This is a genomic window from Leifsonia sp. Root1293, from assembly GCF_001425325.1.
GTDB lineage: Bacteria > Actinomycetota > Actinomycetes > Actinomycetales > Microbacteriaceae > Orlajensenia.
Genome location: NZ_LMEH01000002.1, coordinates 260,738 through 281,310, shown reverse-complemented (window position 1 = coordinate 281,310; position 20,573 = coordinate 260,738). Strand labels below are relative to the sequence as shown.

19 protein-coding genes and 2 tRNA genes are annotated in these 20,573 nt (G+C 66.9%); 11 read left to right on the top strand and 10 right to left on the bottom strand.

Annotated features, from left to right (window positions below):
* Positions 1-38 precede the first annotated feature (38 nt).
* The 9 genes from ASC59_RS13185 to pknB all read left to right on the top strand — a co-directional run bounded on the left by ASC59_RS13185 (position 39) and on the right by pknB (position 12,339).
* Positions 39-842 (top strand): HAD family hydrolase, encoded by an 804-nt coding sequence (locus ASC59_RS13185; RefSeq protein WP_235492730.1) that lies wholly within the window; start codon positions 39-41, stop codon positions 840-842.
* Positions 839-3,349 carry a glycoside hydrolase family 65 protein gene (locus ASC59_RS13180; protein WP_055823948.1) on the top strand — a complete coding sequence of 837 codons (2,511 nt, stop codon included), beginning with the start codon at positions 839-841 and terminating at the stop codon, positions 3,347-3,349. Before ASC59_RS13185 ends, ASC59_RS13180 begins: the two co-directional genes overlap by 4 nt.
* A 77-nt stretch (positions 3,350-3,426) precedes the next feature.
* Positions 3,427-4,170: an FhaA domain-containing protein gene (locus ASC59_RS13175; protein WP_055823946.1), complete on the top strand. Its 744-nt coding sequence runs from the start codon at positions 3,427-3,429 to the stop codon at positions 4,168-4,170.
* Complete coding sequence (locus tag ASC59_RS13170; protein WP_055823942.1) at positions 4,167-4,745, top strand: FHA domain-containing protein FhaB/FipA; 579 nt, start codon at positions 4,167-4,169, stop codon at positions 4,743-4,745. Before ASC59_RS13175 ends, ASC59_RS13170 begins: the two co-directional genes overlap by 4 nt.
* Positions 4,746-4,749: 4 nt before the next feature.
* The gene (locus tag ASC59_RS13165; protein ID WP_055823939.1) at positions 4,750-5,985 is read left to right on the top strand and encodes a PP2C family protein-serine/threonine phosphatase; all 1,236 of its coding nucleotides are present in this window, start codon (positions 4,750-4,752) and stop codon (positions 5,983-5,985) included.
* 82 nt (positions 5,986-6,067) lie between these two features.
* Positions 6,068-7,384, top strand: a complete 1,317-nt coding sequence (locus tag ASC59_RS13160; protein WP_082513772.1) for an FtsW/RodA/SpoVE family cell cycle protein — start codon at positions 6,068-6,070, stop codon at positions 7,382-7,384.
* Positions 7,384-8,850 carry a peptidoglycan D,D-transpeptidase FtsI family protein gene (locus ASC59_RS13155; RefSeq protein WP_055823936.1) on the top strand — a complete coding sequence of 489 codons (1,467 nt, stop codon included), beginning with the start codon at positions 7,384-7,386 and terminating at the stop codon, positions 8,848-8,850. The genes ASC59_RS13160 and ASC59_RS13155 overlap by 1 nt, the downstream gene beginning before the upstream one ends.
* Complete coding sequence (locus ASC59_RS13150) at positions 8,847-10,577, top strand: protein kinase domain-containing protein (protein ID WP_082513676.1); 1,731 nt, start codon at positions 8,847-8,849, stop codon at positions 10,575-10,577. Before ASC59_RS13155 ends, ASC59_RS13150 begins: the two co-directional genes overlap by 4 nt.
* Positions 10,578-10,641: 64 nt before the next feature.
* Positions 10,642-12,339: a Stk1 family PASTA domain-containing Ser/Thr kinase gene (pknB, locus tag ASC59_RS13145; RefSeq protein WP_055823934.1), complete on the top strand. Its 1,698-nt coding sequence runs from the start codon at positions 10,642-10,644 to the stop codon at positions 12,337-12,339.
* A gap of 147 nt (positions 12,340-12,486) precedes the next feature.
* Here the strand turns inward: pknB and ASC59_RS13140 are convergent, their stop codons facing one another.
* The 3 genes from ASC59_RS13140 to ASC59_RS13135 are packed head-to-tail and all read right to left on the bottom strand — an operon-like array spanning position 12,487 to position 14,094.
* On the bottom strand, positions 12,487-13,122 hold the full coding sequence (locus ASC59_RS13140) for an anthranilate synthase component II (RefSeq protein WP_055823930.1): 636 nt from the start codon (positions 13,120-13,122) through the stop codon (positions 12,487-12,489).
* The gene (locus tag ASC59_RS17525) at positions 13,119-13,277 is read right to left on the bottom strand and encodes a hypothetical protein (protein WP_167756862.1); all 159 of its coding nucleotides are present in this window, start codon (positions 13,275-13,277) and stop codon (positions 13,119-13,121) included. Before ASC59_RS17525 ends, ASC59_RS13140 begins: the two co-directional genes overlap by 4 nt.
* Position 13,278: 1 nt before the next feature.
* Positions 13,279-14,094, bottom strand: a complete 816-nt coding sequence (locus ASC59_RS13135) for a class E sortase (protein WP_235492729.1) — start codon at positions 14,092-14,094, stop codon at positions 13,279-13,281.
* A 45-nt stretch (positions 14,095-14,139) separates the two neighbouring features.
* On the opposite strand from ASC59_RS13135, the gene ASC59_RS13130 reads away from it, so the two are divergent.
* Positions 14,140-14,379 (top strand): cell division protein CrgA, encoded by a 240-nt coding sequence (locus tag ASC59_RS13130; protein ID WP_055823927.1) that lies wholly within the window; start codon positions 14,140-14,142, stop codon positions 14,377-14,379.
* A 223-nt stretch (positions 14,380-14,602) separates the two neighbouring features.
* Here ASC59_RS13130 and ASC59_RS13125 read toward each other — a convergent pair whose 3' ends face one another.
* Both ASC59_RS13125 and ASC59_RS13120 read right to left on the bottom strand, forming a co-directional pair.
* Positions 14,603-15,307 carry a rhomboid family intramembrane serine protease gene (locus ASC59_RS13125; RefSeq protein WP_235492728.1) on the bottom strand — a complete coding sequence of 235 codons (705 nt, stop codon included), beginning with the start codon at positions 15,305-15,307 and terminating at the stop codon, positions 14,603-14,605.
* 146 nt (positions 15,308-15,453) lie between these two features.
* Positions 15,454-15,993 (bottom strand): peptidylprolyl isomerase, encoded by a 540-nt coding sequence (locus tag ASC59_RS13120; protein WP_055823921.1) that lies wholly within the window; start codon positions 15,991-15,993, stop codon positions 15,454-15,456.
* A gap of 135 nt (positions 15,994-16,128) precedes the next feature.
* On the opposite strand from ASC59_RS13120, the gene ASC59_RS13115 reads away from it, so the two are divergent.
* On the top strand, positions 16,129-16,659 hold the full coding sequence (locus ASC59_RS13115; protein WP_055823918.1) for a hypothetical protein: 531 nt from the start codon (positions 16,129-16,131) through the stop codon (positions 16,657-16,659).
* Between the two features lie 49 nt (positions 16,660-16,708).
* Here ASC59_RS13115 and ASC59_RS13110 read toward each other — a convergent pair whose 3' ends face one another.
* From ASC59_RS13110 to gyrA, 5 genes are all read right to left on the bottom strand, one after another.
* Positions 16,709-17,161 (bottom strand): NUDIX hydrolase, encoded by a 453-nt coding sequence (locus ASC59_RS13110; protein ID WP_082513675.1) that lies wholly within the window; start codon positions 17,159-17,161, stop codon positions 16,709-16,711.
* A 52-nt stretch (positions 17,162-17,213) separates the two neighbouring features.
* Positions 17,214-17,286 (bottom strand) — tRNA-Ala (locus tag ASC59_RS13105).
* A gap of 32 nt (positions 17,287-17,318) precedes the next feature.
* A tRNA-Ile gene (locus ASC59_RS13100) sits at positions 17,319-17,392 on the bottom strand.
* Positions 17,393-17,546: 154 nt separating this feature from the next.
* Entirely contained in the window at positions 17,547-17,951 is a 405-nt protein-coding gene (locus tag ASC59_RS13095; protein ID WP_055823915.1) for a DUF3566 domain-containing protein, read from the bottom strand.
* Positions 17,944-20,553, bottom strand: coding sequence for a DNA gyrase subunit A (gene gyrA, locus ASC59_RS13090; protein WP_235499195.1), 2,610 nt, complete (start codon positions 20,551-20,553; stop codon positions 17,944-17,946). The genes ASC59_RS13095 and gyrA overlap by 8 nt, the downstream gene beginning before the upstream one ends.
* Positions 20,554-20,573: the final 20 nt, after the last annotated feature.

Below are 20,573 nucleotides of genomic sequence, written 5' to 3'. Positions count from 1 at the left end.
CGCTCACAACTTTTCATGAAGCCGAGATGGGGGCCCGCGTGACGGACACCACTGAAGAAACTCCACCAGACCTGCTGCACGGACGCGACATCCGTGCCTTCCTGTTCGACCTCGACGGCGTGCTCACGCCGACCGCCGAGGTGCACATGCATGCCTGGGCGCGGCTGTTCACGCCGTACCTCGAGAGCCACGGCGTCGCCCCCTACGTCGAGCAGGACTACTTCGACCACATCGACGGCAAGCCGCGCTTCGACGGCGTGCGCGACCTTCTCGCGTCGCGCGGCATCGAGCTCGAACCCGGGACTCCGGATGCCGACCCGGCCGATGACACCGTCTGGGGTCTGGGCAACCGCAAGAACACCGTGTTCAACGACACCATCACCGAGGAGGGCGTCGCGGCCTATCCCGCCTCGCTCGCGTTCCTCGAGGCCGTCATCGCTGACGGCTACGAGGTCGCCGTCGTCTCCAGTTCCAAGAACGCCCCGGCCGTCCTGGCCGCAGCCGGGATCGCCGACCGCTTCGAGATCGTCGTCGACGGCAACGTCGCGACCGAACTCGGTCTGCCGGGCAAGCCCGCGCCTGATACCTATATACATGCAGCGAAAGCGCTCGGCCTGACCGTGCTCGAATGCGCCGTCGTAGAAGACGCCGTCTCGGGCGTGCAGTCCGGCGCCCGCGGCGCCTTCGGCCTGGTCATCGGCGTCGATCGCGGCGTCGGACGCGCAGTGCTGCAGGATGCCGGAGCCGACGTCGTCGTGGAGGAGCTCGACGAGCTCATCGACGCCGTCGCCCGCCCAAACGACGAGATCACGGATGCCGTGAACATCAAGGAGAGCAAGTGAAGATCCTCGACGCCGACCCGATCGACCGCATCCGGCACCCGCTGGACGAGTGGGCGCTGGTCGAGACGGCCTTCGATGCCGCCGACATGGGGCGCACCGAGACCATCTTCACCGTGGGCAACGGCTACCTCGGTCTGCGCGGCAACGTCGAAGAGGGCCGCGACGGCCACGTGCACGGCACCTTCGTGAACGGCTTCCACGAGACCTGGCCCATCCGCCATGCCGAGGAGGCCTACGGCTTCGCCCGTGTCGGCCAGACCATCGTGAACGCCCCGGATGCCAAGATCATCCGCCTCTACGTCGACGACGAGCCTCTCGTGCTCACCGAGGCCGACGTGCTCTCCTACGAGCGCCGGCTCGACTTCGCCAGCGGCGTGCTCGAGCGCGAACTGGTCTGGCGCACTCCCGCGGGCAAGCGCGTGCTCATCACCTCCCGCCGCATGGTCAGCTTCACGGACCGACACCTCGCCGTGGTCACCTACGAGGTCACGCTGCTCGACTCGGATGCCTCCATCACCCTGTCGAGCCAGATCCTGAACCGCCAGGACGGCCGCGACGAGTACAGGTCGAACGTGCACGGCGCCTCGGAGGGCTTCGACCCCCGCAAGGCCGACCTGTTCACCGACAGGGTGCTGCAGCCGCGCATCAAGCGCGAGCACGAGGAGCGGCTGCTGCTCGCCTACCGCTGCACCAACTCGGGCATGACGATCTCGGTGGCCGCCGATCACCAGATCACGACAGTCGACGAGTACACGTCGACCACCACCCTCGAGGACGACCTCGCCAAGCGCATCTACAGGGTGCACGCCAAGCAGGGCCACAGGGTGCGCCTCACCAAGCTCGTCAGCTACCACACGGCGAGCACCGTGCCCGTGCGCGAGCTCGCCGACCGTTGCGACCGCACGCTCGACAGTGCTCTCGAGGTCGGCGCCCCCGAGCTGTTCCGCCAGCAGCGCCTCTGGCTCGACGCCTACTGGAAGCGCACCGACGTCATCATCGGCGGCCAGCCCGAGCTTCAGCAGGCCGTGCGCTGGAACCTGTTCCAGCTCGCCCAGGCCAGCGCACGCACCGATGGCGGCGGCGTCGCGGCCAAGGGCGTCAGCGGAACCGGCTACGGCGGCCACTACTTCTGGGACAGCGAGATCTACGTGCTGCCCGCCCTCACCTACACCTCCCCGGTCGTCGCACGGAATGCGCTGCGATTCCGGCAACGGATGCTGGATGCAGCCAGGGCGCGAGCCCTCGAGCTCAACGTGCGCGGGGCGCTGTTCCCCTGGCGCACCATCAACGGCCTCGAATCCAGCGCCTACTACGCCGCCAGCACGGCTCAGTACCACATCGACGCCGACATCTCCCATGCGCTGTGCCAGTACGTCTCGGCCACGGGCGACCAGGATTTCCTCAACCGGGGAGCCATCGACATCCTCGTCGAGACTGCCCGCATGTGGGCCGACCTGGGGTTCTGGCGCGGCAACGGTGACGACGTCTTCCACATCCACGGCGTCACCGGCCCCGACGAGTACACGACCGTCGTGAACGACAACCTGTACACGAACGTCATGGCGCGGGCGAACCTCGACGCGGCGGCGACATCGTTGCGCGTGCTCGAGCGGGAGGACCCGGCCGCCTACGCCCAGGTTGTCAAGCGCCTCGATGTGCAGGACGGCGAGGCCGCGGAATGGGCTCGGGCTGCCCAGCGCATGCACATCCCGTTCGATGAGAACCTCGGCATCCACCCGCAGGACGAGGCCTTCCTCCAGAAGGAGATCTGGGACCTCGACCTCACGCCGCCCAGCCACCGACCACTGCTGCTGCACTACCACCCGCTCGTGATCTACAGGTTCCAGGTGCTGAAGCAGGCCGACGTGGTGCTCGCCCTGCTGCTGCAGGGCAACGAGTTCACGCTCGAGCAGAAGCGCGCCGACTTCATGTACTACGACCCGCTGACCACGGGAGACTCGACCCTCTCGGCGGTCGTCCAGTCGATCATCGCGGCCGAGGTCGGGTACGGAAAGCTCGCGACCGACTACTTCAACTCGGCGCTCTTCGTCGACCTGCTCGACCTGCATTCCAACACCGCAGACGGCATCCACGTGGCGTCGACGGGTGGCATCTGGAACGCGTTGACCTTCGGATTCGGCGGCTTCCGCGACCACCGGGGCGACTTCACCTTCGACCCGCGCCTGCCAGAGAACTGGGAATCCCTGCAGTTCCGTCTCACGCTGCGGGGCAACCGCATCCGTGTCGATCTCGAGCGGGAATCGATCACGTTCACGATCGAGGAGGGCGAGTCGTTCAGGCTCACCGTGCGGGGCCAGAAGGTCTTCGTGAGCGCCCAGAACCCAGTCACCGTGCCGCTTTCGCACCAGGGAGCACGGCTCGTGGGAACCCCGACGATGGACGACGTGCGGGGCCAGCGCCGTGCAGACGGCTCCCTGCTCACGGCGTCCATCCCGGCCATCGCCCTCGACTTCGACGAGGGTGAGGCGCTGGGCCCCATCGATTGACTGGCGGCACGAGTGAACGTGCTTTCCAGAGTCTCCGACTAACATTCAAGAGTCGCGAGAACCGGATCGGGAGACCTGTGGGGATACTGGACAACTTCGAGAAGGGTCTCGAACGCGCCGTCAACGGCGCTTTCGCGAAGACCTTTCGCTCGGGGCTGCAGCCGGTCGAGATCACGTCAGCACTACGACGTGAGCTCGACACCAAGGCTGCAGTCGTCTCACGCGACCGCGTTCTCGTGCCGAACAACTTCACCGTTCGGATGGGATCGGCCGACTACGAGCGCATGGCCGCGATGGGGCCCACCCTCATCGACGAACTCACCGACCTCGTGCAGAAGCACGCGGCGAGCCAACGCTTCCAGTTCGCCGGCGGCATCACCATCCGCCTGCGCGAGGACCCGGCTCTCACCGTGGGCATGGTCGCCGTCGACTCCACGAACGTAAAGGGCGAGATCGCCTGGACTCCGCTGCTCGACATCGGAACCAAGCGCTATCCGCTCATCAAGGCGCGCACGGTCATCGGCCGCGGCAGCGACGCCGACATCACCATCGACGACACCGGCACCAGCCGCAAGCACATCGAGGTGCTGTGGGACGGCAAGCGCGCCCAGGTGCGCGACCTCGGGTCGACGAACGGGTCGCAGCTGAACGGCCAGCCCGTCAAGCAGGCCGTTCTCGAGCCGGACTCCGTCATCACGATCGGCCGCACCCGCATCATCTTCCGCGTGCTGGCGCAGGCGCAGTCATCCGATGCCGCAGCGCCCATCGACGATGCGACGCAGCGCCACGACATGGGCGGGTTCTGGGGGCCCGCCTCGTGAGTGAACTGACCCTGCTCGTCCTGCGACTGAGCTTCCTCGTGCTGCTGTGGGCGTTCGTGTTCGCGATCGTCTACGCGCTCCGCTCCGACCTGTTCGGGCAGCGTGTCCGCAAGGTCACCGAGGCGGATGCAGCTTCCCCGAGTCCGGCGCCGGTCCCCGTCTCGCCGTCGGCTGCCGCCGCGGCGGCGGCCGCCCCGACCGGGCCCATCGGCTCGATGCCCGTCGCGGCATCCGCGGCCCCGACCCTCTCGCCCTCGCTCGGCCGCGAGATCGCCGGCACCGGCAACGCCCGCGCCATCGTCGTGACGAGCGGCGCCAAGGCCGGGGCCGAGTTCCCGCTCGGCAACGACGAGATCACCATCGGCCGGTCCTCCGATTCGGCCATCGTCATCCGCGACGACTACACCTCGACGCATCACGCCAGGCTCATGCTCTGGAACAACCAGTGGATGCTCCAGGACCTCGACTCGACCAATGGAACCTTCCTCGACGGCGCTCGGGTCACCGTGCCGACGCCGGTTCCTCTCAACGTGACCGTCAAGGTCGGCGCGACCACGTTCGAGCTGCGACGGTAGGCCCATGGCGACGCTCATCGACAGCGCGGCCGTCTCCAACGTCGGACGCGTGCGCGCGAACAACCAGGACTCCGGCTTCGCCGGCCGCGGTCTGTTCCTCGTCGCCGACGGCATGGGCGGTCACGCCGGCGGTGATGTCGCATCGGCCATCGCCACGAAGCGGATCGCCGAGGCCGACCAGCCATACGCGAGCCCGGAGGACGCCGAGTTCGCGATGCAGTCCGCGCTCATCGCCGCGAACCAGCAGCTCGCCGAGACGGTCTTCGAGCACGCCGAGCTCACGGGCATGGGCACGACCGTCAGCGCGCTCTACGTGCTCGGCGACAAGGTGGCCATCGCCCACATCGGCGACTCCCGCATCTACCTGCTGCGCAGCGGCACCCTCACGCAGATCACCACCGACCACACCTTCGTGCAACGCCTCGTCGACAGCGGCCGCATCACCGAGGAGGAGGCGGCGGTGCACCCGCGCCGGTCCGTGCTCATGCGCGTGCTCGGCGACGTCGAGTCGTCCCCTGAGATCGACACCAGCATCGTCCGCACGATTCCGGGCGACCGCTGGCTGATCTGCTCCGACGGCCTGTCCGGTGTCGTCTCGTTCGATGACATCCGCGAGGCCCTCGAGCAGTCGTCCTCCGCAGCCGACGCCGCCGAGCGCCTCGTCAAGGAGAGCCTCGACGGCGGCGCCCCCGACAACGTCACCGTGGTCATCGTCGACATCGGCGGCGATGACGTCGCGCCGGCGCCGATGCCCGTCGCCATCGTCGGGTCGGCGGCCGAACCGTTGGCCTTCGAGATCGAGGAGCCGCCGCGGCGCGCGCTCCGGATGCCGCCGTTCAGGCTGCACTCCGTTCCCGAGGCGCACTTCGAGCCGGACTCCGAGGAGTACCTCGACGAACTCATCGAAGAGGACAAGCGTCGCGAGCGCCGGCGTCGCATCACCTGGATCACGGTGATCGTGCTGCTGGTCGCGGCGGCGGCGGTCCTCATCGCCATCACCTACCAGTGGACGCAGTCGCGCTACTTCGTCGGAAGCGACGGCGACAGCGTGGCCATCTTCCGCGGCATCCAGCAGGACATCGGCCCCATCTCGCTGCACAGCGTCTACCGCGACACCGACATCCCGATCGACAGCCTCACCTTCTACGACCGTCAAGCCGTCGAGGCGACGATCAGCGCGGCCGACCTCGACGACGCGATCGCCATCGCCAAGCGCCTGGAGGTGACCAGTGCCGACTGAGTCGACCGGTATCGTCCAGACGCCGAACCCGAAGGGCTCCCCCCAGACCGCTCCGGTCCGGCGCATCCGCCTTCCCCAGAAGATGCGCAACCTCGAGCTGGCCCTGCTCATCGTTGCCTGCGCCATCAACGCCATGGCCGTGGTGCTGGTGCAGTTCGGCGCGCTCGGCCACATCGACCTCACGCTGGTCTTCCTCGGTGCAGTCCTCTCCGGCCTCGTCGTCGCCCTGCACATCGTGATGCGCTTCGTCGCCCGAGAGGCCGACCCGTTCCTGCTGCCCATCGCCACCCTGCTCAACGGGCTCGGCATCGCGATGATCTACCGCATCGACATCGCCGACGGCCACAGCGGCTGGGACAGCGCCGCCGTTCGGCAGATCGCCTGGAGCGCGATCGCGATCCTCAGCGCCATCGCCGTGATGCTCGTCATCCGCAACCACCGCGTGCTGTTCCGCTACACGTACATCGCCGGGTTCGTCGCCGTCGTGCTCCTGCTGCTGCCCCTGGTCCCCGGTCTGGGCAGGCAGATCAACGGCGCGCGGGTGTGGATCGGCATCGGCGAGGTGCTCACCTTCCAGCCCGGTGAGATCGCCAAGATCGCCCTGGCCGTGTTCTTCGCCGGTTACCTGGTGCGCAACCGCGACTCGCTGTCGATGGTCGGTCACCGCTTCCTCGGCATCAGGTTCCCGCGTGCCCGCGACCTCGGACCGCTGCTCGTCGTCTGGGCACTGTCGATGTCGGTGATCGTGTTCCAGCGCGACCTCGGAACGGCGCTGCTCTACTTCGGCATGTTCCTCGTGATGCTCTACGTCGCGACGGGACGCCTCAGCTGGGTGCTCCTCGGACTCTCCCTGTTCCTCGGCGGAGCGTTCGTGGCCAGTCGCACGCTGGACTACGTCAACGGGCGTTTCAAAAACTGGCTCGACGCGTTCAACCCCGACGTCTACAACGCCGACGGCGGCAGCTTCCAGCTGGTGCAGGGCCTGTTCGGCCTGGCGCACGGCGGGCTCATCGGCACGGGCCTCGGCCAGGGACGCCCAGACCTCACGCCCGTTCCGCAGAGCGACTACATCATCGCGAGCCTGGGTGAGGAACTCGGCCTCGCCGGTCTGTTCGCCATCTTCGCGCTCTACCTCCTCTACGTCTCGCGCGGGTTCAGGGTGGGCTTCGCCGGCCAGGACGACTTCGGCAAGCTGCTCGGCGTCGGCCTCTCGTTCGTCATCGCCCTGCAGTGCTTCATCGTGATCGGCGGCGTGACCCGCGTCATCCCGCTCACGGGTCTCACCACTCCCTTCCTCGCTGCCGGAGGATCATCGCTCATCGCGAACTGGATCATCACGGCCATCCTGCTGCGACTCTCCGACACCGTGCGCAATCAGCCCAGACTGGTGGTGGATTGATGAACCGCGAACTCAAGCGCGTCAGCATATTCGTGCTGCTGCTGTTCCTGGCCCTGTTCGTCTCGACGACCGTCATCCAGGCCGTGCAGGCCGACGCGTTGAACGCAGACTCCCGCAACACCCGAACGCTGTACGAGAGCTACCAGGTCGAGCGCGGGCCGATCCTCGTGGCAGGAACGCCGATCGCGTCGTCGTCGCCATCGGATGACGAGTACAAGTGGCAGCGCAGCTACAGCAACGGACCGCTCTACGCCCCGGTCACCGGATTCTTCCCCGTCAACGGCGAGCCGACCGGCATCGAGGGCTCGTTCAACGACTACCTCAGCGGAACGGCGAACTCGCAGTTCCTCAGCAGCCTCGAGCGCATCTTCACGGGCCAGAAGCCGAAGGGCGCCGCCGTCGAGGTCTCCATCGACCCCGTCGCCCAGCAGGCCGCCTGGGACGCCCTCGGCGACTTCACCGGCGCCGTCGTGCTCACCGAGCCCGCCACCGGCCGCATCCTCGCCCTCGTCTCCAAGCCCAGCTTCGACCCGAACAGCCTGGCCGGACACGACACCGATGCCGTCGACGTCACCTACGACGCCCTGGTGGCCGACCCCACCGATCCGCTCATCGATCGCAACCGCGGCGGCGACCTCAACCCTCCCGGGTCGACCTTCAAGCTCGTCGTGGCCGCAGCGGCCTTCGAATCGGGCAAGTACACGCCCGAGAGCACCTTCCCCAACCCGTCCGAGTACCAGCTGCCCGGCAGCACCTCCGTCGTCATCAACTCGGGCGGAGGAACCTGCGGCCCGGGGGCGACCGTCACGATCGCGGATGCCGTGCGCCTGTCGTGCAACATCCCGATGGCCGAACTCGGCGTGGAACTCGGCGACAAGGCCATCCGCGAGCAGGCCGAGAAGTTCGGATTCAACGTCGAGCACCACATCCCGATGACCGTCGAGAAGAGCATCTACCCGGCACTCCTCGACGACGCCCAGACCGCGCTGAGCGCTTTCGGACAGTACGAGGTGCGCGCAACGCCCATCCAGATCGCCATGGTCTCGGCCGCGATCGCCAACGACGGGATCGTCATGGAACCATCGCTCGCCGACCAGATCACCGGCACCGACCTGGCTGTCGTGAAGAGCTTCGAACCTGTCGAGTTCGGCCGCGCGATCAGCAGTGAAACCGCTGATGCCCTCAAGAAGATGATGGTCGCCGACGTCGATGACGGCGCTGCCAGTAATGCAAGAATAGACGGGGTCAGCGTGGGCGGTAAGACCGGCACAGCGGAGAACATCGCGGCGGATGGGGGCGAGGATCCCTACACGCTCTGGTTCACCGGGTTCGCCCCCGCGGAAGACACGAAGTATGCAATCACGGTCCTCATCGAAGACGGTGGCGGAATGGGAACGGACGGGTACGGCAATCTCTTGGCCGCTCCCGTGGCACAGAAGGTACTAGAGGCGGTGCTGAACAAATGAGACCCACAGCAGGGCTCACCTTCGGGGGGCGCTACGAGCTGTCCACCCGCATCGCCATCGGCGGTATGGGCGAGGTGTGGCAGGCCACCGACCTCGTGATCGGTCGCCAGGTCGCGATCAAGATCCTCAAGGACGAATACCTCGGCGACCCCGGCTTCCTCGAGCGCTTCCGCGCCGAGGCCAGGCACGCCGCCCTCGTCAATCACGAGGGCATCGCCAACGTCTTCGACTACGGCGAGGAGGATGGCAGCGCCTACCTCGTGATGGAGCTCGTGCCCGGCGAGGCGCTCTCCACCATCCTCGAGAGGGAGCACGTGCTCTCCACCGACAAGGTGCTCGACATCGTCGCCCAGACCGCGGCCGCCCTGCACGCCGCTCACGCAGCGGGACTCGTGCACCGCGACATCAAGCCGGGCAATCTGCTCATCACGCCCGACGGGCGCGTCAAGATCACCGACTTCGGCATCGCCCGCATCGCAGACCAGGTTCCGCTCACCGCGACCGGTCAGGTGATGGGCACGGTGCAGTACCTCTCGCCCGAGCAGGCGTCGGGTCACCCGGCCTCGCCGACCACCGACATCTACTCGCTCGGAATCGTGGCGTACGAGGCCCTCGCCGGTCGACGCCCCTTCACCGGCGAGTCACAGGTCGCCATCGCGATGGCCCAGATCAACGAGGCTCCCCCCGAGCTTCCGGTGACGGTCTCCGAGCCCGTGCGCAACCTGGTGTTCGCGTGCATCGCCAAGAACCCGGCGGATCGACCTCAGTCGGCCGCTCACCTCGCGCGCGCCGCGACGGCCCTGCGTCGCGGCGACGTCCAGGCCGCTGCAGCCTCCGTGCCGGCGGTCCTCGGTGGTGCCACCGCCGCGACCACCATGCTCCTTCCGCAGTCCAACTCGACGAGCGCGGCCACGACGGTGCTTCCCACTGCTACCCGCGCCTCTGCTCTCGAGGCCGAGCAGGAGGAAGGCGAGAAGAAGAAGCGCAGTCCGTGGACGTGGCCGCTCATCACCCTCATCGCCCTGCTCGCGATCGTGCTGATCGGCACGATCATCGCCTTCGCCGTCAACAGCAACGGTGGCGGTGACACCCCCAAGACCACGACGCCGGCGGTGAGCACCCCCAAGGCGACCACTCCCAAGCCGACTCCGACGAGCACGAAGATCCCGGTCAACGAGGCCGACTTCGTTGGCCTGTCGAGCGCGGATGCGCGGGCGAAGGCGAACGGCCTCGGGCTGAACGCCAACGTCACGACGGGCAACGCGGCGACGGACCCGGCCCAGGTCGACACCGTGTACGCCGTGAACCCCACCGGGAACCTCGACCCCGGAGCAGAGCTCACGCTCACCGTCTACGGTGACGTCGTCGCTCCCGGCCAGGCCACCGCACCGACTCTCCAGGGCGACGACCCGGTCCCAGCCAACAGCGACGTCACCGTGACGTGGGACACCCAGTCCTGCCCGGCCGGCCAGACCCTGAGCGGCTACAACATCGCCGTCTCGGGTGCTGTGCTCAAGGTCCAGGACCAGACTCCCGGCGGCACCCGCACGGCTGTCGTCACCTCGGGTGATCCCGGATCGAGCTTCCAGGTCACGCTGCAGTACTTCTGCGGCCAGGTCGACTCGCCGATCTCCGACCCGCTCACCGTGAACGTCGAGGCGGCTCCGCAGCCGGAGCCCGAGCCCACCGAGACCCCGGCAGCCGAGGGACCGGCGACCGGCGAGTAGGCATCCGCTCATCCACCGACCGCTACACTGACGAATCGACCGCCCGACACTGAAGGAGTTCGCATTGACTGACGACGGCCGCCTGCTTGCAGGCCGTTACCGCGTCGGCGAACTCATCGGTCGCGGCGGCATGTCCGAGGTGCACATCGGCACGGATTCGCGGCTCGGCCGCACGGTGGCGATCAAGCTGCTCAAGGCGACGCTCGCCCTCGACCCGGCATTCCGCACCCGCTTCCGCCAGGAGGCGCAGGCCGCTGCTCGCATGGCGCATCCGACGATCGTGCGCGTCTTCGATGCCGGCGAGGAGACGGTTCGGGATGCCTCAGGTCACGAGACCCAGCAGCCGTACATCATCATGGAGTTCGTCGACGGCCGGCTGCTGAAGGACGTCATCAAGGGCGGCGCACTCGAGTCCAAGGAGGCCGTGCGCATCCTCGACGGCGTGCTGACGGCCCTGGAGTACTCGCACCGCGCCGGAGTCGTGCACCGCGACATCAAGCCGGGCAACATCATGATCACCAAGTCCGGCCAGGTGAAGGTCATGGACTTCGGCATCGCCCGCGCCATCTCCGATTCGTCGACCACCGTCGCGCAGACCACGGCGATCCTCGGAACCGCGTCGTACTTCTCCCCTGAGCAGGCGAAGGGCGAACTCGTCGACGCGCGCACCGACCTGTACTCGGCCGGCGTAGTCCTGTTCGAACTGCTCACCGGGCGTCCGCCGTTCCGCGGCGACACCCCCGTCGCCGTCGCCTACCAGCACGTCAGCGAGACCGCCGCCAAGCCCAGCCACATCAACCCGAAGGTCTCCCCGGCGCTCGACATGGTCGTCGCCAAGGCTCTCGCGAAGGATCGCTTCGAGCGCTACCAGACCGCAGCCGAGTTCAAGGCCGACCTCGAGATCGCGGCATCCGGCAAGCTTCCCATCCACAAGGTGGCCGACGATGTCGGTGCGACGCTGTTCGGCGCCCCGCCTGCCCTGCAGACCGGAACGGAGCTCGCCTTCAAGCAGCTCGCCGACGACGATCGCATGGTGCGCACGCAGCGCCGCCCTCCAGCCGTGTGGGTGTGGGCCGGCATCCTGAGCATCATCGTGATCGTGGCTGCGGTGGTCTTCTGGGTGTTCAACCTGGCACCATCGAACGAGCTGCCGTCGACGTCTCGAGAGGTCCCGACCCTCGCCGGTCTCACCCTCGAGGAGGCGACGGCCCAGTTGGCCGACCTCGACCTCGCGGTTACCCCGATCGAACAGGCCAGCGGCTCGGTCGAGAAGGGCAAGGTCATCGAGACCGACCCGGCCGCCGGTGAGACCGTCGCGCCCGGAACCTTCATCAAGGTGTCGGTCTCGACCGGCAAGGAACAGGTCGACGTTCCGGATGCGACCAACAAGTCGATCGCCGACGCACAGGCGGCGATCACCGAGGCAGGGCTCGTTCCCGGCGCGGTCACGAAAGAGGACTCTCCCACCATTCCGACCGACGTCGTGCTCAGCACCAAGCCGGCGGCCGGCACCTCCGTCGACGACGGATCCACAGTGGACTTCGTCGTGTCCAGCGGTCTCGTGACGCTGCCGGACCTGACGACGCAATCGCTGCAGGCGGCGACAGACATCCTGCAGGGCGCGATGCTCCAGCTCACTCCGAACCCGAAGCCCGACGACTCCTGCCCCCAGGAGGCGAACTTGCCGATCACGAGCCAGTCGCTGGCTCCGGGGTCCGTACCGCAGGGCTCGACGGTCGACCTGGTCTACTGCGCGGGCTGACGCCATCCCGCTCGCTGAGGCCGTCCCCGCTCGCTGAGGCCGTCTCCGCTCGCTCGCTGAGGCCCGGGCGCAGACCACCGCGGCCGAAGCGCCGTCTCGGCGCTTCTCGGGCGGCCGCTGCGCCCTGCCCTCAGGGAGCAGTAGGGACTACAGCCGCACCAGCGGGGTGCGACCGGCAGCCGCAGCACGAGCCCCGGCGAGTCCGGCATCCTCGAGCCAGTTGCCCAGCATCGTGTAGCCGCCCTCGGTGAGAACCGACTCCGGGTGGAACTGCACGCCGTAGAGCGGGGAGTCCGCGTGCCGTAGGCCCATGATCACGCCGCCGGGAGTGCGGGCCGTCACTATGAGCTCCTCGGGAACCGTTCCGTCGACGACGGCGAGCGAGTGGTAGCGCGTGGCCGTGAACGGCTGCGGCACGTCGTCGAAGAGCACGCTGTCGTCGTGCTCCACGACACTCGTCTTGCCGTGCATGAGCTCCTCGGCGTTGGTCACGACCGCTCCGAAGGCTTCCGCGATGGCCTGATGCCCGAGGCAGACACCGAGCAGCGGAGTCCCGCTCTGATGGGCTGCCAGCACGACGGCGATGGAGACACCGGCGTCGGCCGGCTTGCCCGGGCCGGGCGAGACCAGCACCGCGTCGTAGTCCGCGATACGGGCTGCGGCATCCGTCGCCTCGAAGTCGTCGTTCCGCACGACCTCGGTCTCGGCGCCCAGCTCCCGCAGGTAGCCGTTCAGCGTGTAGACGAAGCTGTCGTAGTTGTCGATGACGAGCACTCTGGTCATTGGTCCACCGTTACATCCTGTGGGTTGACGATCTGGTCGATCCACGGGAAGACCCACGTGGACAGGGCGAAGAGAACGGCGGCGATCAGCACGATCACGATCAGGATGCGCACCCAGACCGGACCGGGAAGGACGCGCCAGAGGGCGGCGTACATGTCAGGCCCCGTTCGATTGTGCGGCGACCTGGGCCGCGATCTCGGCGGGCGGCCCGGCCGACAGCGGTTGCCAGCTGTCATAGACCCCGTAGGCGATGATGCGCTCGGCCGTGGACAGCAGCGGATTGCAGCTCGTCAGGGTGATGACCCTGTCCGTCGCCGGCACGTCGGGAGAACCCGGTACAGGAGCCAGCACCTCCACCTGGTCGGGCAGCACGTACTGGAGCGATCGGAACTTGTAGGTGTACCAGCCGTCCTGGGTCTGGACGATGATCGAGTCGCCGAGCTGCAGTTCATTGATCAGGTGCATGCCGCCGCCGTAGGCACTGCGGTGGGCGGCCACGACGAAGTTGCCGACCTCTCCGGGCAGCTGGGTGTCCGGATAGTGGCCGACGCCGAGTTCGGTGCTGTTGAGAACGTCCATGCCCGTGCCCTCGGCGATGGTGCGGTGGTAGTCGGGACCGTAGCGCGGTACGTAGAGCACGGCGAACGGCGCTCCGGCGGTCACGGAGGTCAACACGACCGGATCGCCCGGGTCGGTGGGCTCCGCTGACGCATCGGGGGTCGGCGTCGGAGTCGCGCGGGACTGCTCGATCCACTCCTGGCTGAGCGATGATGCCGCAGCGGTCTGCTGGCTGGCGGTGATCCAGTCGTTCCACCACAACTGCCAGCCGATGAACAGCAGCACCAGGACGCCGGCCGTGATGAGCAGTTCGCCCAGCACGCTCAGCACGGTGGCCCGGCTGCGGCGGCGCTTCGGCGGCGCGGTGGTGGCAGGCTCCAGCCCGCTCTCACCTGCGACGGGCCGGTCATCCATGTGTCGATTCTAAGGTGACCGGCTGATGACGATAGAATCGCGGGCATGGCACGCACCAAGTCGACGAAGCCCGCGCGCGCGGAGACCACCACCAACGCTGACACCCCGAACCCGGTGTGGTTCAAGCCGGTCATGTTCGGTTTCATGCTGCTCGGCCTGGTGTGGATCATCGTCTTCTACGTGAGCAACGCCTCACTCCCGATCCCGTCGATCGGATCCTGGAACATCCTCGTCGGCTTCGGCATCGCCTTCATCGGCTTCCTCATGACGACGCGCTGGCGCTGACTCCCCCCACGAACACGAACCGCCGGCATCCGTCATGGATGTCGGCGGTTTTTCTGTGCCCTGCACGGGGTCAATTACACCGGTGTAATTATCCCCAATGTTAATAAACCTGTGGATAACTTCTGTGGACAAAGCTGTGGAAAAGGGGAAAGTCACCGGCTGACCCGGTTACACGCGCCGGGGACAGCGACGCGCCGGGATCTCGCTCTGGGGGAGGCTCGGGTCAGACCAGCGGGAAGACGAGGTAGCGCAGGCTCAGGCTCAGAAGCACCAGGGCGAGAGCGACGATCAGCACGGTCTGGAGCGTTCGCTGACGGGCGTTGCGGGTCTCGACGAAGATCAGCCCCATGATCGCGCCGGCCACGAGGCCGCCCACGTGGGCCTGCCAGGCGATGTTGGTACCGGGGATGAAGCCGATGACCAGGTTGATGCCGACCAGAACGAGCAGCTGGGTCATGTTGCCCCCGAGGCGCCGCTGGATCACGAGGAATGCCCCCATGAGGCCGAAGATGGCGCCGGATGCTCCCACGACGGCGGTCAGCGGAGAGGCAAGCCAGATCACGGCGACCGAGCCGGCGAGCCCGCTGATGAGGTAGAGGGCGAGGAATCGCCCCCGCCCGAGCAGGCTCTCGAGCAGCTGTCCGAAGATCCACAGCGTGTACATGTTCAGTGCCACATGCAGGATGAACCCCGTCGAGTGCACGAACACGGTGGTCAACATGCGCCACGGCTCGAGTGCCACGGTGCTCATGTACACCGGCTGGAACAGCAGGTACTGCGTCACGTTCAGCGCGGGGATGAGCTGCAGCAGGACGACCGCGAGCGTCACGCCGATGATCGAATAGGTGACGACGGGCTTGCCGCGGCCGCTCAGGCGGGTGAGGATCGCGGGCTTCGTGCGCGGGGCGTTCGCCCGCTGTTCCTTCATGCATTCCGGACAGAACACGCCCACAGCGCCAGGGGTCTGGCACTCGGGACAGATCGTACGTCCGCAACGCTGGCAGAGGATGTAGCTCTGCCGATCCGGATGCCGGTAGCAGTAGTCACCGGCATCCGGTCTGTTGGTCACGTGTGTCAGACCTCTTCGACGGTGATGCTCTCGATCACGACATCCTGGAGCGGACGGTCGCGGCCGTCGGTGGCGACGGCGCCGAGCTGGTCGACGACCTTGCGCGACTCCTCGTCCTCGACGGCGCCGAAGATGGTGTGCTTGCCCTGCAGCCAGGTGGTGGGAGCGGTGGTGATGAAGAACTGCGAACCGTTGGTTCCGCGGCCGCCCTGGATGCCGGCATTGGCCATGGCGAGCACGTAGGGCTCGGTGAAGTCGAGCTCGGGGTTGATCTCGTCATCGAACTGGTAGCCGGGGCCGCCGATGCCCTGACCGAGCGGGTCGCCGCCCTGGATCATGAAGTTGGGGATGATGCGGTGGAACACCACACCGTTGTACAGCGGGTCGGTGCTCTTCTTGCCGGTGCCGGGGTGGGTCCATTCGATCTCACCGGTGGCGAGGCCGACGAAGTTGCGAACTGTCTTCGGGGCGTGGTTCCCGTAGAGGTTGACCTTGATCGGTCCGAGGGTGGTGTTGAGGGTGGCGACTGCCGTGTGCTTGGACATGCAGACAATCCTACAGAGCGTCATCGGCGGGCCCCGCGGCTGTTCGCCGGGGACGAACTGTGAACTCGCCGCTAGGAATCACGCCGATCGGTGGCAAGATGGGAGAAGTTCACCCCCGATCAATGGAGGTCTTTCATGGGCTTGACTCGCAAGCGCCGCAAGGAATTGAATCGTCTGCGCGCCAGTGCCGAAGAGCTCTGGAGCCGTCAGCAGGAAGTGCTCGACCGCGCCAATCACGTCGCACGTGAGGCCGGACGCCAGGTCGGCTACCTGACACGCGAAGAGGTCGCACCGCGGATGCAGTCCTCCTATTCGCAGTATGTACAGCCCGGAGTCCAGGGAGCGCGTTCTCTGGCGCACGACACCGGCAAGAGCATCGAACAGACCGTGCTCCCCGCAGTCGGCACTGCGCTCGGCGCCGTGCTCACCGTCGGTGACATCGCCAAGGACCGCCGCGTGAAGGCCGCGATCGACCGCCTCAACCGCGGCAAGATCACCGTGCCCGTCAAGACCGGCCCGGGCGTCGGAACCTACCTGGCCGTTGCCGCGGGCGTCATCGCAGCCGCCGGCGTCGCGTATGCCGTCTGGCAGACCTTCCGCGCCGACGACGAGCTGTGGATCGCCGACGAGCCGCTCCCCGGAGCAGAGTCGGCAGCCAACGACTGATCTCGATCGCATCGGGAAGAGCCGTCACCCCCTGGGGTGGCGGCTCTTCTCATTCCCGCACGTAGGTACCCGTGGGAGGCTCGGTCTCGTTCAGGGTGAGTCCGACGCGCACGAGCTCGACGGTGTTGAGCCCGTCGACCTCGTCGAGGGGGATCCAGCGGGCCTCGTCCGTACTCCCGCCGATCTCGTCGGTGAGGTCGCCGGACACGACATGCGCGCGGTAGACGATGCGCAGCGCCTGCAGAGGCCTGTTCAGTGGGCCCGGACGATTGCGGCCGGGAATGACGTGGGTGTCGATGCCGAGAAGCCGATCGAGTGCGGCGACGTAGCCCGTCTCCTCGAGGATCTCCCGCACCGCGGCGACGGCCGGATGCTCCCCGTGCTCGATCCCGCCGCCGGGAAGGGTCCAGCCGCTCCGCCCGTGCTCGTTCCAGTGCGAGAGCAGAATGGCGCCGTCTCGGATGATGACCCCGTATGCACCCACGCGAATGTCCATCATCATGCTGGCAACCCTATAAGCCGCAGGGGCGCGAGCCGCCGGAAGAGGGAAAGTGTGGAGCCTGGGAGAATCGAACTCCCGACATCCTGCTTGCAAAGCAGGCGCTCTACCAACTGAGCTAAGGCCCCGTGAAACGGGTGGTGCGTGTGAAGTTGTGCTGTGGGGATACGAGGACTTGAACCTCGGACCTCTTCGTTATCAGCGAAGCGCTCTAACCGCCTGAGCTATATCCCCGAAATGGCCAGATGAAAGACTACCTGACGCAATCCGATTGGAGAAATCGAGTCGATCTCGTCGTGCTGCGCGCACCGGAGATCTCGATACGCGTCCGCCTGCGGCGGGCGCTACTCGATCTGAGGCGAGCGCGCCGCTTCGCGGCGGCTCGGCCTCAGTTGTTCGTGAAACCGACGAGAACGCCGCCGGTGACCTTCACACTGAGGTTGTAGAGCAGCGCCGTGATGGCACCGAGCGCCGTGGTCACGACCAGGTTCAGCAGCGACACCACGACGGCGAAGCCCATCACCTGTCCGAGCGACAGGATCGCCTTGAGGTCGTTCGATCCGCCGGCGACATCCTTGAACAGCTTGTTCGCCGCGTCGAAGATGCCCGTCTGGCTCACGACCGTGTAGACGAGGAAGGTGCCCACGATCGTGACGATCGCCAGGCAGATCGCAACGAGGAACGACAGCTTGACGGCCGACCAGAAGTCGACGTACACCAGCCGCAGCCGCACCTGCTTCGACGGTGAACGCCGGGGTGATTTCTTGGCGAGCTTCTCGGCAACGCTACTCATCTACGGTTTCTTCCTTTCCCGATCCGCCGTCGGCTTCCGGCTGCTCTTCAGCGCCCGTCAACCCGCGTTCGGTGTTCTTCGCGATTGCGATGATCCGGTCGGAGTCCGCGAATTTCGCGAAGATCACGCCCATGGAATCGCGTCCGGTGCGGTTCACCTCGGCGACGTCAGAGCGTATCACCTTGCCACTGGCGAGGACCACGAGCACCTCGTCCTCCTCGGCAACGATGAGGGATCCCACGAGATCTCCACGGTCTTCACTCAGCTTCGCGACCTTGATTCCGAGGCCGCCGCGGTTCTGCACCCGGTACTGGTCGACGGACGTGCGCTTCGCGTAGCCGCCCTCGGTGACCACGAAGACCGACGCCGGTCCGGATGCCGTCGTCTCGCCTGCGGCATCCGCCACCCCGTCGCTTCCCGTGGCCGGCGAGGCCGGCACGACGGATGCGCTCAGGAGCTCGTCGCCGGCACGGAAGTCCATGCCCTTCACGCCCGAGGTGCTGCGTCCCATGGGGCGCAGGGCCGAGTCGGTCGCAGCGAACTTGAGCGACATGCCCTTTCGCGACACCAGGAGGATCTCATCACCCTGGTCGACGAGCATGGCCGAGACGAGCTCGTCGCCCTCGCGCAGCTTCACGGCGATGACTCCGCGCGAACGGTTGGTGTCGTACTCCTCGAGGGCCGTCTTCTTGACGAGTCCGTCACGGGTGGCGAGCGCCAGGTACTGGGCCACCGAGTAGTCGCGGATGTCGAGCACCTGGGCGATCTGCTCATCGGGCTGGAGCTCGAGCAGGTTGGCGACGTGCTGGCCCTTGGCGTCGCGGCCGCCCTCCTGGATCTCGTAGGCCTTGGCCCTGTAGACGCGTCCCATGTTGGTGAAGAACAACAGCCAGTGGTGGGTGGTCGTGACGAAGAAGTGCTCGACGACGTCCTCGCCGCGGAGGGCAGCGCCCTTGACGCCCTTGCCGCCGCGGTGCTGGTTGCGGTAGTTGTCGCTGCGGGTGCGCTTGACGTATCCGCCGCGGGTGATGGTGACGACCATCTCCTCCTCGGGGATGAGGTCCTCGACGGTCATGTCTCCGCCGTAGCCGTACATGATCTCGGTGCGGCGGTCGTCACCGAACTTGTCGGTGATCTCGGTGAGCTCATCGCGCACGATGGTGCGCTGACGCTCGGGAGTCGCCAGGATCTCCTTGAGGTCGGCGATGGCCAGTTCGATCCTGGCGAGATCGTCGAGGATCTTCTGGCGCTCGAGAGCGGCGAGGCGACGCAGCTGCATCGCGAGGATGGCGTCGGCCTGCAGCTTGTCGATCTCGAGCAGGTTCATGAGTCCGGTGCGCGCCTCGTCGGCGTTCGGCGACCGACGGATGAGCGCGATGACCTCGTCGAGGGCGTCGAGCGCCTTGGCCAGACCACGCAGGATGTGGGCATCGGCTTCTGCCTTGTCGAGACGGAACTGGGTGCGCCGCACGATCACTTCGATCTGGTGGTCGACCCAGGCGCTGATGAAGCCGTCGATCGCGAGCGTGCGCGGAATGCCGTCGACGATCGCGAGCATGTTCGCGCCGAAGTTCTCCTGCAGCTGCGTGTGCTTGTAGAGGTTGTTGAGCACAACCTTCGCCACGGCGTCGCGCTTCAGCACGATCACGAGGCGCTGGCCCGTACGACCCGAGGTCTCATCGCGGATGTCGGCGATGCCCGAGAGCTTGCCGTCCTTCACGAGGTCGGCGATCTTGATCGCCAGGTTGTCGGGGTTGACCTGGTAGGGCAGCTCGGTCACGACGAGGCAGGTACGACCCTGGAGTTCCTCGACGCTGACGACGGCACGCATCGTGATCGATCCGCGGCCGGTGCGGTAGGCATCCTGGATCCCCTTGACGCCGAGGATCTGCGCACCTGTCGGGAAATCGGGTCCCTTGATGCGCTGCAGCAGTGCCTCGTGCAGTTCCTCGCGCGATGCGTCGGGGTTGTCGAGGAACCACTGCGCTCCGGATGCCACTTCGCGGAGGTTGTGCGGCGGGATGTTGGTCGCCATGCCGACCGCGATGCCGACGGAGCCGTTGACGAGCAGGTTCGGGAACCGAGCCGGAAGCACGGCGGGCTCCTGCGTGCGGCCGTCGTAGTTGTCCTGGAAGTCGACGGTGTTCTCGTCGATGTCGCGCACCATCTCGAGCGCGAGCGGGGCCATCTTTGTCTCGGTGTATCGAGGCGCGGCGGCTCCATCGTTGCCGGGCGAGCCGAAGTTGCCCTGCCCGAGAGCGAGCGGATAGCGCAGGCTCCACGGCTGCACCAGTCGCACGAGCGCGTCGTAGATGGAGGAGTCACCGTGCGGGTGGAACTGGCCCATGACGTCGCCGACGACACGTGAGCACTTGGAGAAGGCCCGGTCGGGACGGTATCCGCCGTCGTACATCGCGTAGATCACACGACGGTGAACGGGCTTCAGTCCGTCGCGCACGTCGGGCAGCGCGCGCCCGACGATGACGCTCATCGCGTAGTCCAGGTAGGACCGCTGCATCTCGAGGCGCAGGTCGACCTGGTCGATCCTGCCGTGCACGCCGGGACCGTCTTCGATCGGATCGGTCGGTGTCGCGTCTGCCATCATTCTTCTTTCTCAAGTCC

Excerpts from the sequence above, each read along its gene's own strand:
- ASC59_RS13165 (WP_055823939.1), top strand. The coding sequence starts at position 4,750 with ATGGCGACGCTCATCGACAGCGCGGCCGTCTCCAACGTCGGACGCGTG.
- ASC59_RS13160 (WP_082513772.1), top strand. The coding sequence starts at position 6,068 with ATGCGCAACCTCGAGCTGGCCCTGCTCATCGTTGCCTGCGCCATCAAC.
- ASC59_RS13155 (WP_055823936.1), top strand. The coding sequence starts at position 7,384 with ATGAACCGCGAACTCAAGCGCGTCAGCATATTCGTGCTGCTGCTGTTC.
- ASC59_RS13150 (WP_082513676.1), top strand. The coding sequence starts at position 8,847 with ATGAGACCCACAGCAGGGCTCACCTTCGGGGGGCGCTACGAGCTGTCC.
- ASC59_RS13140 (WP_055823930.1), bottom strand. The coding sequence starts at position 13,122 with ATGACCAGAGTGCTCGTCATCGACAACTACGACAGCTTCGTCTACACG.
- ASC59_RS17525 (WP_167756862.1), bottom strand. The coding sequence starts at position 13,277 with ATGTACGCCGCCCTCTGGCGCGTCCTTCCCGGTCCGGTCTGGGTGCGC.
- ASC59_RS13135 (WP_235492729.1), bottom strand. The coding sequence starts at position 14,094 with ATGGATGACCGGCCCGTCGCAGGTGAGAGCGGGCTGGAGCCTGCCACC.
- ASC59_RS13130 (WP_055823927.1), top strand. The coding sequence starts at position 14,140 with ATGGCACGCACCAAGTCGACGAAGCCCGCGCGCGCGGAGACCACCACC.
- ASC59_RS13125 (WP_235492728.1), bottom strand. The coding sequence starts at position 15,307 with ATGAAGGAACAGCGGGCGAACGCCCCGCGCACGAAGCCCGCGATCCTC.
- ASC59_RS13120 (WP_055823921.1), bottom strand. The coding sequence starts at position 15,993 with ATGTCCAAGCACACGGCAGTCGCCACCCTCAACACCACCCTCGGACCG.
- ASC59_RS13115 (WP_055823918.1), top strand. The coding sequence starts at position 16,129 with ATGGGCTTGACTCGCAAGCGCCGCAAGGAATTGAATCGTCTGCGCGCC.
- ASC59_RS13110 (WP_082513675.1), bottom strand. The coding sequence starts at position 17,161 with ATGATGATGGACATTCGCGTGGGTGCATACGGGGTCATCATCCGAGAC.
- ASC59_RS13095 (WP_055823915.1), bottom strand. The coding sequence starts at position 17,951 with ATGAGTAGCGTTGCCGAGAAGCTCGCCAAGAAATCACCCCGGCGTTCA.
- gyrA (WP_235499195.1), bottom strand. The coding sequence starts at position 20,553 with ATGGCAGACGCGACACCGACCGATCCGATCGAAGACGGTCCCGGCGTG.